This is a genomic window from Synechococcus sp. A10-1-5-9, assembly GCF_047716785.1.
Classification (GTDB): Bacteria; Cyanobacteriota; Cyanobacteriia; order PCC-6307; family Cyanobiaceae; genus Synechococcus_C.
Genome location: NZ_CP180406.1, coordinates 1168075 through 1184228, shown reverse-complemented (window position 1 = coordinate 1184228; position 16154 = coordinate 1168075). Strand labels below are relative to the sequence as shown.

The window sequence follows — 16154 nt, the reverse complement described above, 5'->3', positions numbered from 1 at the left end:
GTGTCAGTCAACGCACTAAGACGCGCCGAGAGCGACGTGCCACTGAAAGGCAGAGACCCAGCGCTATGAAATTAACGATCATCGCGCTGCGTCCATAACTCAAGAACGGCAAGGGGATTCCGGTGACAGGGCCAAGGCCAATGGTCATGAAGATGTTCACCACCACCTGGAACATGAGCATGGTTGCGACTCCAATCACAACCAGAGACTCGAAATCTGAGCGTGACTGTCTAGCGACCTGCAGGAGACGCCACATCAGCATCACGAAGCCGACCACCACGAGCATCGTGCCAAGAAAGCCTGTTTCCTCCCCCAGAGCGCTGAAAATGAAGTCGGTGTGCTGCTCCGGGATAAACCGCAATTTGGTCAGCTGCCCCTGGAGCAGTCCGGTTCCGAACAGTCCTCCTGACCCGATGCCCACCGTGCTCTGGAGCAAGTGGTAACCGCCACCTAATGGGTCCTTGGTGGGATCGAGAAAGAGCACCAAACGATCTCGCTGATACTCCTGTAAACCGTTCTGCCAGAGCCAGGGAGTGATCAGTGCGGAAGCTCCCTGCACCAGGGTGACGAGGGCGAGGGCCACGCGTTTCCACGGCAGCGACCGATAAGCGATCACGAGGGTCAGAGGGATCCACACTGCTAGTCCCCAAGGGAACAGGCCTGCAAGCAGAGCTGTCATCAGTGGCGAAAGCAGCAGGACAAGCCATTCGAACGGCATTCCAGACCAATAGAGCATTGTCAGCAGTAGAGCGCCGAACACCAGAGAGGTGCCCAGATCTGGCTGGATGAAGACCAGCAGCCACGGAAGCGAGATCACGGCCAGTGGCCGGAGAAAGTCCACCGGGCGCTCGACCGGGTGGCGATCTAGAACAGCAGCGAGCAGGAGGATGGCAGCGAGCTTGGCGAACTCCGATGGCTGTACATGCACGCCACCAATGCTGATCCAGCGCTGTGATCCCAAAGCAGTAATCCCGATCATGCGGACTGCAACGAGGCTGATCACCGTGACCCCGTAGATCGGTATGAGTAGAGGTCTCAACTTTGGCAGTGAAATCCTCGCCAAGAGCAGTGCAGCTATCACGCCCACCGCTGCGGTGATCCAGTGTTGATACCAGTTGGCGTAATTCGCCTGGCGCTGAGTGCTGGCGATCAGTAAGCCGGCCACAGCAATCATGGCCAGAGGAACTCCCCAAAGAATCCAGTCCCGATAACGGGTCCGGCGGCGCCTGCTCCCGGATTCTGAGAAGAGCGTCTTTCCGCGGTCGAGTCCGGTCAGCATGGTCAGTGGCTGGAACTCACCATCGACGACAGTCGGTGGGCCAGCTCGATGAACAGCCGGGCACTGATGGAGTCGGGCTGGGCCAGTGTGATCGGCTGGCCCTGATCGCCTCCGGCCTGCAGCTGCATCTCCATTGGGATCTCTGCCAGCAGGGGAACGTCAAAGGCATCGGCCAGAGTTTTGCCTCCGCCAGATCCGAACAGGGCATAACGCTTTTCGGGTTGATCCGGAGGGATGAACGCACTCATGTTCTCGACAACGCCGAGCACCGGGATTCCCATCTGACGGAACATGGCCAGGCCCCGACGAGCGTCTTGCAGGGCCACCTGCTGAGGGGTTGTCACTATCACGACGCCTGCCATGGGAACGGCCTGCGCGAGGGACAGCTGGGCATCACCGGTTCCTGGTGGAAGATCAACCACCAGCACATCCCGTTCTCCCCAATTCACTTGATAGAGGAATTGGCGGATGATTCCGTTGAGCATTGGACCTCGCCAGATCACCGGCTGGTTCTCTTCGATTAGCAACCCCATCGACACCATGGCTACACCACAGGTCTCGATGGGCTTCATGCACTGGTTCTCGCCGCTGCCGCTGACTTCAGGAGTGCGGTCGGCCACACCCAACATGGTGGGTGCATTGGGTCCGTAGATATCAGCATCGAGCAGACCCACCCGCAGTCCCTGACTGGCGAAGGCGCAGGCCAAATTAACGGCCACAGTGCTCTTGCCGACACCACCCTTTCCGCTGCTCACAGCGATCACATGCTTCACGCCTGGGATGGCCTGCCGTTCGCCCGCCTGGCCATGACCTGCTTGACCGATGCCGCCCTGGGATGGGGGCTGCCCCACCTCGATCTGCACATCATCAATCCCCTCGAGTTCCAGCAGGCGAGCGCGTGCGTCGTTGACGATTCGGTCGCGTTGGCCTTGGGCGAAGCCCGGCAAATTCAGACGGATGACGGCCCGAGGAGGAGACACACGAACTTGATCAAGCCAGCCAAGGTCAAGAAGAGAGCGGTCGCTACCTGCATCACGGAGGTCGCTGAGCGCCTGAGTGGCCTGTTCCGCTGAGGTCATCCGTCCCGTTCGTTGGGATGGATCCTAGGGGCGCTTCCCATAACAGTCCTTCACACCTTCTTGTCGGAGGAGGCACTGGGCTGAAATGGTCAAGAGCTCTCCATCTCTGCCAACCATGATTCGTTCCCTGTTCAAGCGTTGGAAGGGGCAGCCACCGGAGGACAGTCTGGTGTCAAGCACCTCTGAGATGCCCGGGGAACGCCCTCCAGCCGACTCGCGTGAGCGGGCGCGGGCGCTTGTAATGGCTCTTCAGGATGAGATCTGTGCTGGCCTGGAGCAGATCGATGGGTCTGGCCGCTTCAAAGAGGAGAGCTGGGAGCGGCCAGAAGGTGGTGGCGGTCGTTCCAGGGTGATGCGTGAAGGCCGGATCTTTGAGCAGGGCGGGGTGAATTTCTCCGAGGTTCAGGGTGAGGAGCTTCCTCCATCCATCCTCAAACAGCGGCCTGAGGCCAAGGGGCATCCGTGGTTCGCCACTGGAACATCCATGGTTTTGCATCCCCGGAACCCCTTTGTTCCAACGGTTCATCTCAACTACCGCTATTTCGAGGCCGGTCCTGTGTGGTGGTTCGGAGGCGGTGCCGATCTCACCCCCTTCTATCCCTTCTTGGAGGATGCCCGTCACTTCCACCGCACTCATCAAGAGGCGTGCGATTCCGTGGATGAGCGTCTCTATCAGGTGTTCAAGCCCTGGTGTGATGAGTACTTCTTCCTTAAGCACCGTCAGGAAACACGGGGAATCGGAGGGATTTTCTACGACTACCAGGATGGTTCCGGACGTCTTTACCGGGGACAGGATCCTGAGGGTCCTGCAGCGCGCAAGGCTTCGGAGATCGGCGCGGTGCCCTTGAGCTGGGAACAGCTTTTTGCACTGGCTGGTGCCAACGGACGGGCGTTTCTTCCTGCTTATGCGCCCATCATCGAGAGACGGAATGGGTTGTCCTACGGAGACCGTGAGCGCCAGTTCCAGCTGTATCGCCGGGGTCGATACGTGGAATTCAATCTGGTCTGGGATCGCGGCACGATCTTTGGATTGCAGACGAACGGACGCACCGAATCCATCCTGATGTCGCTTCCGCCACTGGCCCGGTGGGAGTACGCCTACCAGCCTGCGCCGGGATCCAGAGAAGCTTTGCTCACCGATCTCTTCACCCGTCCTCAGGACTGGTTCGGTGATCCTTCCCTCGAGGATCGCTGCCGCTCCCACCAAGCTGTGAACTGAGAGTGGGGGGTGGAGCATTGAGCCCCTGCTCGAGGGCCTCAATGATGCGGTGGGCCAGCGCTTCAATGACAGCGTCCTGGCTGGCTGGATCTCGCAGTCGGGCTTCGAGGTTTCCTTCCAGTTTGCCGATCTCCAGGATGCTGATCCCCCGTCTTGGTGCACCAAGACCTCCCCGAAACTGCAGGGGGTAGCGACCGAAGTTCAAGGCCAGGCTTTCATCAATGCGGCTGGGTGCCCGTCTTAGGCTGGGAATCAGCCCGGAACCATACCCGTCAGGGCCGTAGGCATCGAAGTGGATTTCAAGGGCATAACCACCCGCATCGTGGTGGCGGCGACCGACTGACCAGTTGGTGCGTGGGTCGTTTTCATCAAGGATCGTCAGTGCATTCGGTTCGTAACCACTGATGTTCAGAGCGCGTTCCTGCCCTTGGCGAACCACCGCGTCGCGGATCTTTCGATTCCAGAACAGCTCGTCGCGCATTCTTGGATCCATGGGTTTGGCACCGCGGCGGTCAACGGCGGCTCCCGAGGTGCCGGCTCCCTCGATGCCCTGAGAGTCGGCATGGCCTGCAAGAAGCAGGATCCCCACACCCTGGCGTTCACGGCGAAGCCCAACCCATGTCGCTTCAAGAGTGACCTGAGGCCCAGTGAGAAGGTCCCTGCCAGGATGGCCCGGTGCATCGGCTGCAGTCGCCATACTGAGCAGAAGCAGAAGCCCTGTGAAGCTCAGACCTGCTGGCAGCAGCAACGGCCAGGGCTTCACGATCAGATTGGAGACGAGAGCAACGCACCATCACTGGCCAGTTGCAGTGGGCCTGCTAAGGCGAGCTCAAGGGCGATCAGTTCATCGCGATGGGCTTGCAGCCGCAGGGTGCTGCCTTCCGTTGCTTCGGTTTCGACAAGACGGATTTGAAGGCCCTCCTCTCGCCGGGCTCTCCGGGTGTAGACCCATCCCGCTAAGGGGCCGAGGCTGGCGATCAACAAGGGCCACCAGCCCAGCCCAGCGTTCACTTGGCGGATCACGAGGCCCAGGCTGCCAGCTCCAACCGTGCCGAGAACGGATAACAGAAGCGCGAGCGCAGAACTGCTCTCGACGCGGCCTCGGTATTCGAGCAGGCAGCGGTCGGCATCACCCCCATGGCGATTCCATCCCCGTTGCTTGAGCCACTGATCAAGACCCTCCAGAACTTCCAGTGGTGGACGGGGTGAATGCACCTCCACAATCGTGGTTCGGTCTTTGCTGGCGGCTCGGAGGAAAAAGATCAGGCCGATCCCCAGCAGGAGGGTGAGGAGCAGGGTTGAGATCTGAGGCGAGGGCATCGGTAGCCGCCAAGGGCAATGGAGACCGTTCTAAGTGGTGATCGGCGCATGCTCGTGGAGCCAGCGCGTCCATGGCTTCATCAGTCGCTCGGCCTGATCGCGGGCGTCCTGATGCAAATGGAGCATGCGACGGGGACGGCCCCTGCTGGGACAGCGTTTTGTGTAGCAATCGAGCATCCCCTGGCGTTCCAGGAAGTCAACGGCTTGATGGAGAACCGTTTCGGAAAGACGCAGCTGGGGGTGGTCTTTTTGAAGTCGCTGAAGCAGGCCTGATGGATAGTTGTCGCTTTGCAGAAGACAGGCCAGAACCCAGCACACTGCGAGTTCAAGATCCAGAAATTGCGGAGGTGGCTGCTGGAAGTAGTGCTCGATGTCGGCTAGGCAGGCGCGTGTGGGTTTGCGATGGGAGAGCATGAGACGCTGCTGTCTCGTTTGTATCTAACTCAGTCTCATTCTGATTTTCAAGCAGTGGGAGAAAGTTCGTCTCTTCAGCGGTCAGAGTGGTGAATGTTCAGCGTGATTCGAGTGGTCAGCCATGGCTGAGATCCCCAGCGAGCCCCATGCCTTCGTTGTCCTCGACGGCGATCTGAATGAGGAGTGGTCGGAGCGTTACGCACGGTCGACAGCTCTGGCCGTGGATACCGAAGCCATGGGTCTGATTCATGGTCGCGACCGGTTGTGCCTGGTTCAGATCTGTGATGACAAGGACCAGGTGGCCTGTATACGGATTGCCCTGGGGCAGAAGGAAGCCCCCCGTCTCAAAGCGCTGATGGAAGCCACAACGATCGAGAAGGTGTTCCATTTCGCCCGGTTCGATGTCGCGGCCCTGGCCACCGGGCTGGGAATCAGAGTGAATCCTCTTTTCTGCACGAAGGTCGGCAGCCGTCTGGCCCGCACCTACACCCCGCGGCATGGGCTGAAGGATCTGGTGATGGAGCTTGTGGGAGTCGAACTCGATAAACAGGCTCAAAGCAGCGATTGGGGTCGGGTTGATGAGCTGACAGATGTTCAACTGGCTTATGCAGCCAACGATGCCCGTTACCTGCTTTCCGCTCGGCGGCAGTTGGAGGTCATGTTGCGCCGCGAAGGGCGCTGGGAACTGGCCCAGAGCTGTTTCCAGTGCATTCCTGTGATGTCGGATCTCGATCGCTTCCGTTTCGTGAACACCTTCGAGCACTGATCCTGGCGATTGGCTCAGTCTTCGAGCATGAAGTGCTGATCAATGGGTTGAGCCTCCAGCAATTGATCGAGTGCTTCTCCCGAGGTTGCTTCCTTCTTGGCCTGCTCAAGCAGATTGGAAGCCACCTGAAGACGGGCTGTGAGATCTTTCGCGCCAGATCGCGCCGCTTCGTGTTCCACTCTTCGACGGGCTGCAGATTGGCTGATGCTGAGGCAGCTGGCCAGTTCCGCGCACAGTCTCAGATAGTTGTGATCCTGAATCGCGGCCATGGCAGGGAGGGAGGGGCAAAACTGCCTCAGAGATGCAATCAGTATCAACCTCCGGGGGCAAGCACGCGGATCAAGGCGCGGGCGATGGCTTCGCTTCCTCCAGAAGAGCCCATGCGCTGCCGCCCCCGCTGCCCGAGCTCCTGGCGTCTCTCGTGGTTCTCGAGCAGGGCTGTGAGTTGTTGAGTTAATTCGATTTCGTTTGCGCAAACCTGCACCGCACCACCGAGGAGGCGGCTCTGCCGTGAGGCGAAGCCACGGGTGAACTGCGGCCCAGGACCAGGAAGAGAGAGAGCGGGTTTTCCGAGGCCGACGAGTTGCTCTGTTGCTGTCCCGGCAGTGGCGACACCCACCTCAGCCCAGGCAGCCCAGCATTCAAACCGACCGCTCCCAAGGAGCAGCAGCAATGGGCCTCGGACCCAGCACTGGTCTGCATGCAAGCTGCTGCTAGGGGGAGGGCAGCGTCTGAACCCCAATTGCTGCAGGGTATCGACCAAATCTGATTCTGAGGGTGTTGATCCGAGTGCTGCCATGACAGCGAGAGGCACCGGGCTCGGAAGGCGGATGAGGCAGGTCAACAAGCGTCGGAAGTTTCGAAGGGCCTCTGGCATCCGGCTGCCGCAAAGCAGGAGAATCCGCCGGCATCGCTCGAGTGCGAGGGGAGGAGTGGTCTCCATGAGCCCATCCATCATTGGATTGCCGGGTGCCATGGCCCTGACGCCATGACGGCGTAGTCCCCGGGCTGTCAGTCGGTCACGCATCACCACGAGCCGGCATCGGCGCGTTCGCATCAAGCTCCATTCCCATGGATCCCACTCGCTTCCCTTCAATGCGTGATAACGGTCGCTGAAGCTCGAGCCTGGGCCGCTGCTCCAGGTGTAATCGCTTTTCGGAGTGCCGACAAATCCGAAGGGTCGGCGGCATGTCCAGGCCATCAGCAAAGGGAGTAAATCGCCAACGGCCAGGATTCCGGCAACAGAAGTTCTCTCTTGTCTCAGGCAAATCCACTGCTTCATGCTGATCAAGGGAAGCCCTCCTAAAAGATCAGCGAGGAGACCACGCAGGCTCTGATTACTGAAGCCCCCGCTCGGCAATCGAGCCGAGGGGCCGATGCGTTGCAGCCATCCCTGATCAACAGCTTGGTTAAAACAGCGACCTTCGCCCACCAGAGGCAGTGTCTTCAACCGCCACTGTGGCTCCAGACGGTGAAGAGCCTCGAGAATGCGCAGGGCGATCAGATCCTCACCATGCCCATTGCTGATCACCAGCAATGCTTTGGATGCCTCGCTGATACGATCCCTTGATGGGGAGGAAAGGCCCCGGACGGCGGCATGGCCAAGTGGTAAGGCAGAGGATTGCAAATCCTTTATCCCCAGTTCGAATCTGGGTGCCGCCTTTGATTGCATCGCATCGACCGGAGGTTCACAGCCTGGCCTGAGCATGGAGCTGTTTTCCTGTAACCACATCGACTCTGCAGTAAATCTGCTGTGCTTCCAGCTTGCAGTGCCCTTGCCTGGAAGGCCATGCCTTGGGAATTCCTTCGGCGATGCCGTCGGCGTCAAAGGCCGCCTCTGAAACACTGGTGACGGTGCCACTCCAGTTTGTGCCAGTCAGGCGGCATCGCCCGAGATGGCAGCTGAGAGGGGAGCTCTGCCCGCTTTCGGTTTTCGCGACGAATGTGAGGCTGCGGCTCGACCCCCTCACCGGCCCGCGGCCGATGAATTGAACGCCAAGAACCATGGCCGACCGTCCAGCAATCTGAACAACGCGGCAACCCCCAGATTTACCGTCCGACAGGGTGTATCGGCAGCCGTTGCTCGTTGTTTCGAAACGACCAACAAAAGGCTCTGCATGCCCTGGCTGAAGATGCAAAAGGCTGGTCATCACACCCAAGGCGATCCAGTGGCTCCGTTGTCGTCTGCTTGCCATCCCCAGCATCGGAACAGATCTCACTGCTCAGTATTCACTGTCAGCAACACACATTCCCAGGCAACGGATGCCGTTGCTGGCTGTACGGCCGCAGTGATTGCAGAGTATGGGGTCTTGATCTCCACCGCCCGCTGCTGAAGACGGTCGTTGCTCCCCATTGGCGTGAGACTTCTTCTCTGCGGGGTGGGACGTCATCGCTAGGGCCTTTCTGAGGCGATCATGGCGTGCAGTGATCCGAGGCTGTGTGACGGGAATCGGTTTCGGGACCTGGGCCTGGGGTAATCAATTGCTCTGGGGATACAACGCTGACATTGATGACTCAAGTCTGGAGACAACGTTCCAGCAAGCGGTTGCAGCAGGTCTGTGTCTGGTTGACACCGCTGATTCCTATGGAACCGGACTTCTCAACGGTCGCAGTGAAGAACTGCTGGGGGCCTTCCTGAGTGCGATGCAGCCGCAGGATCGCGCCAAGCTCACCGTTGCCACCAAACTGGCTCCTTTTCCCTGGCGACTCGGACGACGCGGGCTGGTGAAGGCATTTCTTGCCAGTCAACGGCGACTCCAAGGCTGCATGGATCGGGTCCAGTTGCACTGGAGCACAGCCCGTTATGCCCCTTGGCAAGAGCGTCCTCTTCTCGATGGTTTGGCAGACCTCGTTGAGCAGGGCGCTGTCCGTGAGATCGGCGTGTCCAATGTCGGTCCTCGTCGGCTGACTCTCTTGCATCGTCATCTCAAGGACCGTGGAATCCCGCTCACCAGCATCCAGGTTCAGTTCTCGCTGCTGGCCCCTGAGCCGCGTCAACCTGGAGGCCTCCTGGAAATCAGCAGGGATCTCGGAATTGATGTGCTTGCCTACAGCCCTCTTGCTCTCGGAGTACTAGCCAGGGGGCCAGGTTGGACTCCCCAGGGGCTGACACCGTTGCGAGGCGGTTTGTTCCGTCGCTTGTTGCCGGCCTCGGAGTCATTACGCCAGACCATGGTTTCGATCGCCGAAGCCCGAGGGGTGACTCAGGTGCAGGTGGCTCTTAACTGGTGCCGATCCCATGGCGCTTGTCCGATCCCTGGGTTGAGACGACCCAACCAGGTGATCGATGCTCATCAGGCTCTGATGTGGTCGCTGTCAGCCGATGAGAGAACGCGTTTGGACCAGAGCAGCGCTGAAGTGACCGTGAGGATGCCTGAGAATCCGTTTCAAAGTGCCTGATCGGTGGGTTCAGGGTCCGGACTAACCACCACCGGCAAGGATGCGTTCGAGGAAGGCAAGGACACCACTTTGAGATCGGGTTTGGTGGGAGCAACCTGGGACTCAACCGATTGTTCGCAGGCAGAGAGGGCTTCCTGCAACAGCGAGTCAAATGTGGCGCCAGGCAGGCGGTGCCTGGCGATCTCTAGGAACGTGCGCGGGAGCGACTCGGCTGCTGCGCTCCGAATAGCTGGATTGTCTCGCCGTTGCTGTTGTTCGTCCTCGATGGCCCTCAGAAACCGATGGGTAACGTCCCGCTTCGTACAGGCTTTGATCAGAGTGTCCCTGTCTCCCTGAAGGGATTCGAGCTCAGCGATCCGTCGCTCCAGGCTGACCAATACTTCGGAGGCTTCCTTGCTGATATTTGCTAACTGACCATCAGAGAGAAATGGCATGTCAGCAACAAAGACTTTCCCGTGGTCTTTTAAGGCCAGAAAGGTCGGTCTTGGCCCTCCCTGCCGGTGCACTGTCTGTCTGTCATGACTAGTTAGAACGGGGCGACGCGGGGGTGTAGGTCCTGCCGAAGAACGTCGCCGAGTTGTGCGCTGAGGCCTTTCAAAGGGCATGGTTACTTAGACGTATTTGACGTCGCGTTGATCGGCTGAAGCTCGATCTGTATCTCCTGACAATAACGAGAGAACCGGGCTTGGTGCTTCACATCACACTGGATGTGACAACGGGACCCGCTGTGTTCATCAGGCCGGTAGTCCGACCACTGGCGCGTCCTGTGGCTCACTGGCTGGGATCACCTGGCCGATAACCCAGCTCTCAAATCCGCTGTTTTCGCAAAGGGTTCGGGCACCAGTCACATCCGTTTCCGGCAGGACGAGGCAATACCCGATCCCCAGGTTGAAGGTGTGCCAGAGATCACGCTCTTGAAGCTCCCCATGGGTTTGCAACCAAGTGAAGAGATCTGGACGTGGCCAGCTGTTTTGGTCAACGCTGGCTTTGAGTCCATCCGGTAAACAGCGGGGCAGGTTTTCAGGGATTCCGCCTCCTGTGATGTGAGCCATGGCGTGAATGGGAGTGCCCGCCGCCAGGAGAGTCCTGACAAGGGATCCGTAAAGATGCGTGGGTTTCAGCAGCGCATCGATCACGCGGTTCTGCTCTGGGCCGATACGGGCGTCGGCTCTTTCATTGCAGCGCTCCAAGATTTTGCGAACCAAGCTGAAGCCGTTGCTGTGAACACCGCTACTGGCAATTCCCAGGATGGAATCACCGGCTTTCACGCGGCGGCCGTCAATCAGGTTGTCCTCCTCCACTACGGCAACACAAAATCCTGCTAGGTCGTAACGGCCTGGTGGGTAGAAGCCCGGCATCTCCGCCGTTTCTCCACCTAGCAAGGCACATCCGCTTTGACGGCAGCCGTCGGCAATGCCCTCCACGACTTCAGCCATGGCGTCGGGACTCAAAGCCCCCGTGGCCATGTAGTCGAGAAAGAGCAGCGGTTCGGCTCCGCTGGTGATCACGTCGTTGACACACATGGCAACGAGATCAAGTCCCACGTTGTGGTGGCTGTTGTGTTCCTGAGCGAGCTCCAGCTTGGTGCCAACTCCGTCCGTCCCAGACACGAGGAGTGGCTTGCGCAGGCCCTCGGGTAACCGAATCAGGCCGCCAAAGCCGCCGAGCCCGCCTACGACCTCAGGGCGATGGGTGGCCTCCACGCTGGTTCGGATCCGGTCCACAAAGGCCCTGCCGGCTTCCACGTCAACACCGGCGGATCGGTAGTCCATCAGTTAACAGGGAACTGATGTGATCCTCCCTCTTCGAGGGGCGGCCGGAGACGCCAATGGCTGTGCCGATTGGGTTGTTGGTCTGGCTGTGATCAGTTTTGCTTGTGTGATTCATAGTCCTTGTTGATCATTCTGGCCTGCGCCTGGCCCCGCTAAGGCCTGCAACGGCAAGGGATGAGCTGCTCCATCGCAATGACTCTCCTCTGAAATGCCATGAACGGTAAGGAGATCCAAAGGGTGGATATCTATACGGTTTCGACAGAGATTTCGTTGACCACTGGTTTCGAGCGATTCGGTGTTTCTCTCTTCAGCAGCCTGTTTCTCTCATTCCAGCGTTTTCCCCTTATGCAAAGGCATAAAACACTGACAACGCTCATCACTGTTGTTTCAGTGTCAGGCGTCGCGCTTTACCCGGTGATTGCCAGGGATCTTGATGAATTCGATTTCATTGACCCGCTCGACCTTGTTCTTCCTGTTGAGGAAGCCACTGCTGTTGAACCGTCCACAGGCAGCGTTGAGCTGGAGACCTCCATTGCCGAGCCTGCTGCTCCTGAACCGGTTGCTCCTCCCGAACCGCTCAAGCCAGTGGGACCTGTTGTTGTCTCCACGCACTCGGGTGAAGCCAGCTGGTACGGGCCTGGGTTCTACGGAAATCGCACAGCCAGTGGAGAAGTCTTCCGCCCTGGCACCATGACGGCGGCCCACCGCTCACTTCCATTCGGAACCAAGGTGCGAGTGACCAATCTCTGGAATGGCCGGAAAGCTGTGGTGCGCATTAACGACCGCGGACCATTTGTCGGCCATCGCGTGATCGATTTGGGCCATGGTGCGGCTAAGCAGCTTGGGCTGACGTCAAGCGGTGTGGCCCAGGTGAAGCTCGAGGTGCTGCGCTGAGTCTCCAGATCCTCAGGACGGATTCGGAGTTTCGCTCCTGGCGTGAGGCCTGCCAGGGTCCCATTTCCTTTGTTCCCACCATGGGGGGCCTTCACCAGGGGCATGCCCGTTTAATCAGAGCGGCGGTGAGGGCCGAATCTTCGAATGGTTCTGTCCTGGTCAGCACCTACATCAACCCATTGCAGTTCGGAGTGGATGAAGACTTCGATCGCTATCCACGCACCTTTGAGGAAGACTGCGCGCTCACTGATCAAGCGGGAGCCTCAGTTCTGTGGTGTCCGGATGAGAGACAGGTATACCCATACGGCAGCGGTGAGGGATGGCGGCTCCAGGCGCCTGCAAGCCTGACAGCCCATCTCTGTGGGCCCTGGCGCTCCGGCCACTTTGATGGTGTGGTCACTGTCGTGATGCGCTTGCTGGGGTTGGTGCGTCCCAGTCAACTTTGGTTGGGCGAAAAGGATTGGCAGCAACTCACGATCCTGCGGCATCTCGTCAACGACTTCGGCTTGTCCGTGAAGGTGAGGGGGTGTCCCACCGTTAGGGAGTCCGATGGGTTGGCGGCCAGTTCCCGCAACCGTTATCTGAGCGATGCGGAGCGAACCGTGGCTTCTGCATTCAGCTCGGCACTGAGCTCAGCTGCTCGTGATTTATCGCGAGGAGCAGTTGATGAGGCCTCGAGACATGCCGCTCTGCACCAGCAACTCAGGAGGGCGGGTCTTGAGGTGGAATATGTAGAGACCGTGGATCCCGTCACGCTTCAACCTGCTCCGCCCGGTCGCTCGATTCGACTGCTGGCTGCGGCGGTCCGCTGTGGCGCAACCCGCCTGATTGATCACGTTTTCATCATGACCCGTTCGCCCATCGTCGCCATCGACGGCCCTGCCGGCGCTGGCAAAAGCACGGTGACCCGTGCGTTTGCAGAACGGATGGGACTTCTCTATCTCGACACCGGAGCCATGTATCGAGCCGTCACCTGGTGGGTGCAGAAGAACGGCGCCGATCCCAGCAGTGCCCCAGCGGTGGAGGCTTTGCTCGACGGGCTGGAGGTGGATCTGTCACCTCTGCGGGATGGTGTGCAGACCGTTCGAGTGAATGGTCGTGACATCACCGAGGCGATCCGCGATCCCGAGGTCACCGGCTCGGTGTCGCTGGTGGCTGCGCATCCCTGTGTCCGTGCTTTGCTCACGCAGCAGCAGCAACGGCTTGGGGTGCGTGGTGGGCTTGTGGCTGAAGGGCGCGACATCGGCACCGCCGTCTTCCCCGATGCTGATGTGAAAGTGTTTCTGACCGCGACCCCTGAAGAACGAGCTCGGCGACGGGCCAAGGATCTTGAGGCGAGAGGTCATGCCGTGCCCGAGCTCTCTGAGCTGGAAGCGCAGATCGTGGAGCGGGACCGTTTGGACAGCACCCGTGAGGTGGCTCCCCTGGTTCAGGCTGAAGATGCCACCGAATTGATCACCGATGGGATGTCGATCGAAGCCGTGATTGATGCGCTCGAGGATTTGTTTCGCTTCCGGGTTGCTGAGGAGGTCTGGCCTACGCCGGAGGGCTGAGCTCCTCGAGCAAAGCCTCACAGGCATCCTCGAGAAGATCGAGCACATGCTCAAATCCTGCCTCGCCTCCGTAATACGGGTCTGGAACCTCGGCTTCGCTGTAGCGGCGGCCGTAGCTGAGCATCGGTTGAATGCGTGCCGTGGCCCTCGCGCCGGCTTCCCGGGCCAGACCGTTCACGGCATTGAGGTTGTCCTGATCCATCGTCAGCACTAGATCGAACGTTTTAAGATCGTTCAGATCGATCTGCCGTGCTCGGCTGGGCAGCTGAATGCCGCGGCGATTGGCCGCGGCCTGCATGCGTCTGTCGGCAGGATTTCCCACATGCCAGCTGCCTGTACCCGCTGAATCGACAAGGAATTGATCCTCGAGACCACGCGTCTTGATGAAGTGGAGAAACACTCCTTCTGCTGCGGGTGATCGGCAGATGTTGCCGAGACAAACGAAGAGGAGCTTCTGGGTCATTCGAGGTGCAGGCGTTGCAGGGCCAGTGCGGCCCGAAGGCGCACCACCCTGGCATCCTCTGCTTCGGAGGCCAGGGTTCGCAGCATGAGGACGGCCTGATCGGCGATTGATGAACCAACGTGTGGACTGCGCAAACGCTGCTCGAGCCCGAAGACAGAGGCATAACGCACCACCCATTCGTCGTCTTGCCCGGATTTCAGAAGCCCTTGCATGCAACGATGCAGTTGCTGGTCTTTGCTAACAGGATCCAGTTCTAAATCGGCCAGGCCACGGGTTGCTGATCGCCGCACGCTCGGAGCGATATCAGCCATCAGGGCATGCTCGAGAAGATCAAGTCCCCGCGGATCGCGAAGTGCAGCAAGGGCTTTTACGACCCAGGCTCGTGCGCCGTAATTGCGGGCATCCATGCTCACCAGCAAGGTCGGAACGATGTCTCGACCCAGTTGAATCAGGCCTTGGGTTGCCACCGCAGCCACGGCTGGATTATTGAAGCCCAGTACCTTCACAAGTGTTTCGGCTGCCTCGGGATCCTTAAGGGCGCAGAGAGTACGGGTGGCCTGCACCAGTTCGGGGGTGCTGCTGGCCCGATCCAGATCCCGGATCGCGTCACCAAGGGCAGACGACGTCATCAGAGCAGAGCGTCCATTACATCAAGAACCTGCGGGTCTCCGCTCTTCTCCGCGAGTCCCCTCAGGGCCACAAGTTTGAGGCTGGGTTCCACGGCGGCAGCGCTCATCGTCGTCAGAGCCTCTGTCCAACCGGTGGCACCGAGGTCAAGCAGTGCCCCGCGCCGCACCAGGGGTTCGGGATGCTCCAGCAGCTGGATCAGTTGCTCCCCCCACCTCGCATCTCCCGTGAGTTGCAGCAAGGCCCGGCAGGCTGCCGCACGGATCAGCGGGCGCGGATGCTGTGTGAATGGTTCAAGCGTTGCCAGGGTCGCTGTGTCGCTGATACCGATTTCGCCCAGGGCTTCCAACAGTGCTTCGCAAGGCTCCCTCAATAAGGGAGTCGAGGGCTGCTCGCTTCCAGCTCCGTCGACCCCACTGGCCAACAAGGAACGGATAGTCGCCGCTGCCGCATGGCTGCCCATCGTGCCAAGACTGCGCGCTGCTTCCTCGCGCACGCTGTAGTCCGAAGATGTCAGAAGATCCCTTAGGTCGGAATCGGAGCGCTCGTCTTGAAGCAGTCCCAGGGAGCGGATGGCATTGAGGGCAACACCTCGCCGGTCAGGATCGACCGGCGTGTCGTCCAGAGCCTTGAGGGTTGTGAGGAGCAGCGGGATGGCGTCGGGATGACGGCTGCGCATTTTTCCCAGCCACCAGGCGGCGTAGTACTGCGCCGAGGGGTCCTCCGTTTGCCGGAGGTTCTCGATCACCTGTGATTCGCAGAGCGGTTCCATCACAACCAGGCTGAGGCAAGGTCGGCTGCCCAGCTTTGGGTTCTCTTGAACCGAAACGGTCCGGCGATGGAGCCCCAGCAACGCTCATTCGTGATTGGGTCATGGCCGCGATCGAGGGTTTGCAGCGACTCCCCTTGCAGGTGAAAGCTGCTGACCAGCAGCGTGTCTTTCCCATCGCGTCGCACGATGCACTGGCAGCCGGGCTCGATGGCACCGTGGTAGCCGTCGCCCTGTTCAAGCACCTGATAGTGGCACTGATCGAGGCTGATGAGATCTGTGGCCTGGATGGAATGGCGGAGGTCGGGATTGAATGTTGCTCCGGCAAAGCGTGATGGCTGCCTGAAGGTGTGATTCCAGAGCTTGATCGCACCGCAAGGTTGCTCCTCAGCACAAATCATCCTCAGGCGGTAGGGATTTTTTGGGTCGACTGCGTAGGTCTGCTCGAGCAGGATTGACCCCGGGTTGAGCTGAGGAAGCGGCAAATACCTCAAAAAAATATGGGCGTAGAGGGGTGGGTTGTCAAAGGCTTGCTGCTGGTTGCTGTATTCGCCGCAGAGCAGGCTGAGAAAACGCCGAACATTGGGGTTGATCACAGCG

General features: G+C 59.6%; 20 protein-coding genes and 1 tRNA gene. 6 read left to right on the top strand and 15 right to left on the bottom strand.

Features of this window, described 5'->3' with window-relative positions:
• Positions 1–7: 7 nt before the first annotated feature.
• Positions 8–1279, bottom strand: coding sequence for a rod shape-determining protein RodA (rodA, locus tag ACLM45_RS06765; protein WP_415411230.1), 1272 nt, complete (start codon positions 1277–1279; stop codon positions 8–10).
• Between the two features lie 2 nt (positions 1280–1281).
• The gene (locus tag ACLM45_RS06760; RefSeq protein WP_415411229.1) at positions 1282–2358 is read right to left on the bottom strand and encodes a P-loop NTPase; all 1077 of its coding nucleotides are present in this window, start codon (positions 2356–2358) and stop codon (positions 1282–1284) included.
• A 115-nt stretch (positions 2359–2473) separates the two neighbouring features.
• Between ACLM45_RS06760 and hemF the strand changes: the two genes are divergently transcribed.
• A complete protein-coding gene (gene hemF, locus ACLM45_RS06755; RefSeq protein ID WP_415411228.1) occupies positions 2474–3577 on the top strand; it encodes an oxygen-dependent coproporphyrinogen oxidase in 1104 nt (367 codons plus the stop codon).
• Here the strand turns inward: hemF and ACLM45_RS06750 are convergent.
• The 3 genes from ACLM45_RS06750 to ACLM45_RS06740 are packed head-to-tail and all read right to left on the bottom strand — an operon-like array spanning position 3504 to position 5311.
• A complete protein-coding gene (locus tag ACLM45_RS06750) occupies positions 3504–4340 on the bottom strand; it encodes an N-acetylmuramoyl-L-alanine amidase (protein ID WP_415411227.1) in 837 nt (278 codons plus the stop codon). The two genes, hemF and ACLM45_RS06750, sit on opposite strands and share 74 nt — an antisense overlap.
• A gap of 2 nt (positions 4341–4342) precedes the next feature.
• Positions 4343–4897, bottom strand: a complete 555-nt coding sequence (locus ACLM45_RS06745) for a cofactor assembly of complex C subunit B (RefSeq protein ID WP_006042174.1) — start codon at positions 4895–4897, stop codon at positions 4343–4345.
• A 30-nt stretch (positions 4898–4927) separates the two neighbouring features.
• The gene (locus ACLM45_RS06740; RefSeq protein WP_415411226.1) at positions 4928–5311 is read right to left on the bottom strand and encodes a PadR family transcriptional regulator; all 384 of its coding nucleotides are present in this window, start codon (positions 5309–5311) and stop codon (positions 4928–4930) included.
• 121 nt (positions 5312–5432) lie between these two features.
• Between ACLM45_RS06740 and ACLM45_RS06735 the strand changes: the two genes are divergently transcribed.
• Complete coding sequence (locus ACLM45_RS06735) at positions 5433–6077, top strand: ribonuclease D (protein ID WP_415411225.1); 645 nt, start codon at positions 5433–5435, stop codon at positions 6075–6077.
• 14 nt (positions 6078–6091) lie between these two features.
• Here ACLM45_RS06735 and ACLM45_RS06730 read toward each other — a convergent pair whose 3' ends face one another.
• Positions 6092–6346 carry a hypothetical protein gene (locus ACLM45_RS06730; protein WP_006042171.1) on the bottom strand — a complete coding sequence of 85 codons (255 nt, stop codon included), beginning with the start codon at positions 6344–6346 and terminating at the stop codon, positions 6092–6094.
• A gap of 44 nt (positions 6347–6390) precedes the next feature.
• Entirely contained in the window at positions 6391–7614 is a 1224-nt protein-coding gene (locus ACLM45_RS06725) for a lipid-A-disaccharide synthase-related protein (RefSeq protein ID WP_038005144.1), read from the bottom strand.
• A gap of 54 nt (positions 7615–7668) precedes the next feature.
• On the opposite strand from ACLM45_RS06725, the gene ACLM45_RS06720 reads away from it, so the two are divergent.
• Positions 7669–7739: transfer RNA gene (locus ACLM45_RS06720), tRNA-Cys, on the top strand.
• Between the two features lie 26 nt (positions 7740–7765).
• Here ACLM45_RS06720 and ACLM45_RS06715 read toward each other — a convergent pair.
• Together ACLM45_RS06715 and ACLM45_RS06710 are read right to left on the bottom strand one after the other, a co-directional pair.
• Complete coding sequence (locus ACLM45_RS06715; RefSeq protein ID WP_415411224.1) at positions 7766–8272, bottom strand: hypothetical protein; 507 nt, start codon at positions 8270–8272, stop codon at positions 7766–7768.
• A gap of 20 nt (positions 8273–8292) precedes the next feature.
• Positions 8293–8430: a hypothetical protein gene (locus ACLM45_RS06710; RefSeq protein ID WP_415411456.1), complete on the bottom strand. Its 138-nt coding sequence runs from the start codon at positions 8428–8430 to the stop codon at positions 8293–8295.
• An 86-nt stretch (positions 8431–8516) separates the two neighbouring features.
• Between ACLM45_RS06710 and ACLM45_RS06705 the strand changes: the two genes are divergently transcribed.
• A complete protein-coding gene (locus ACLM45_RS06705) occupies positions 8517–9476 on the top strand; it encodes an aldo/keto reductase (RefSeq protein WP_006042167.1) in 960 nt (319 codons plus the stop codon).
• On the opposite strand, the gene ACLM45_RS06700 is transcribed toward ACLM45_RS06705, so the two are convergent.
• Positions 9464–10081 (bottom strand): hypothetical protein, encoded by a 618-nt coding sequence (locus ACLM45_RS06700; RefSeq protein WP_038004491.1) that lies wholly within the window; start codon positions 10079–10081, stop codon positions 9464–9466. The genes ACLM45_RS06705 and ACLM45_RS06700 overlap by 13 nt on opposite strands.
• 129 nt (positions 10082–10210) lie before the next feature.
• Entirely contained in the window at positions 10211–11248 is a 1038-nt protein-coding gene (gene purM / locus ACLM45_RS06695; protein ID WP_415411223.1) for a phosphoribosylformylglycinamidine cyclo-ligase, read from the bottom strand.
• A 345-nt stretch (positions 11249–11593) separates the two neighbouring features.
• On the opposite strand from purM, the gene ACLM45_RS06690 reads away from it, so the two are divergent.
• Together ACLM45_RS06690 and ACLM45_RS06685 are read left to right on the top strand one after the other, a co-directional pair.
• Positions 11594–12142: a septal ring lytic transglycosylase RlpA family protein gene (locus ACLM45_RS06690; protein ID WP_415411370.1), complete on the top strand. Its 549-nt coding sequence runs from the start codon at positions 11594–11596 to the stop codon at positions 12140–12142.
• A gap of 62 nt (positions 12143–12204) precedes the next feature.
• Entirely contained in the window at positions 12205–13695 is a 1491-nt protein-coding gene (locus ACLM45_RS06685; RefSeq protein WP_415411369.1) for a bifunctional pantoate--beta-alanine ligase/(d)CMP kinase, read from the top strand.
• Here ACLM45_RS06685 and ACLM45_RS06680 read toward each other — a convergent pair.
• From ACLM45_RS06680 to ACLM45_RS06665, 4 genes are read right to left on the bottom strand one after another with little or no spacing between them, the layout of a single operon-like run.
• Entirely contained in the window at positions 13679–14158 is a 480-nt protein-coding gene (locus tag ACLM45_RS06680) for a low molecular weight protein-tyrosine-phosphatase (RefSeq protein WP_415411222.1), read from the bottom strand. The two genes, ACLM45_RS06685 and ACLM45_RS06680, sit on opposite strands and share 17 nt — an antisense overlap.
• Positions 14155–14787, bottom strand: coding sequence for a HEAT repeat domain-containing protein (locus ACLM45_RS06675; RefSeq protein ID WP_415411221.1), 633 nt, complete (start codon positions 14785–14787; stop codon positions 14155–14157). Before ACLM45_RS06675 ends, ACLM45_RS06680 begins: the two co-directional genes overlap by 4 nt.
• The gene (locus tag ACLM45_RS06670; protein ID WP_415411220.1) at positions 14787–15557 is read right to left on the bottom strand and encodes a HEAT repeat domain-containing protein; all 771 of its coding nucleotides are present in this window, start codon (positions 15555–15557) and stop codon (positions 14787–14789) included. Before ACLM45_RS06670 ends, ACLM45_RS06675 begins: the two co-directional genes overlap by 1 nt.
• Positions 15557–16150, bottom strand: a complete 594-nt coding sequence (locus tag ACLM45_RS06665; protein ID WP_415411219.1) for a chromophore lyase CpcT/CpeT — start codon at positions 16148–16150, stop codon at positions 15557–15559. The genes ACLM45_RS06670 and ACLM45_RS06665 overlap by 1 nt, the downstream gene beginning before the upstream one ends.
• Between the last annotated feature and the right edge of the window lie 4 nt (positions 16151–16154).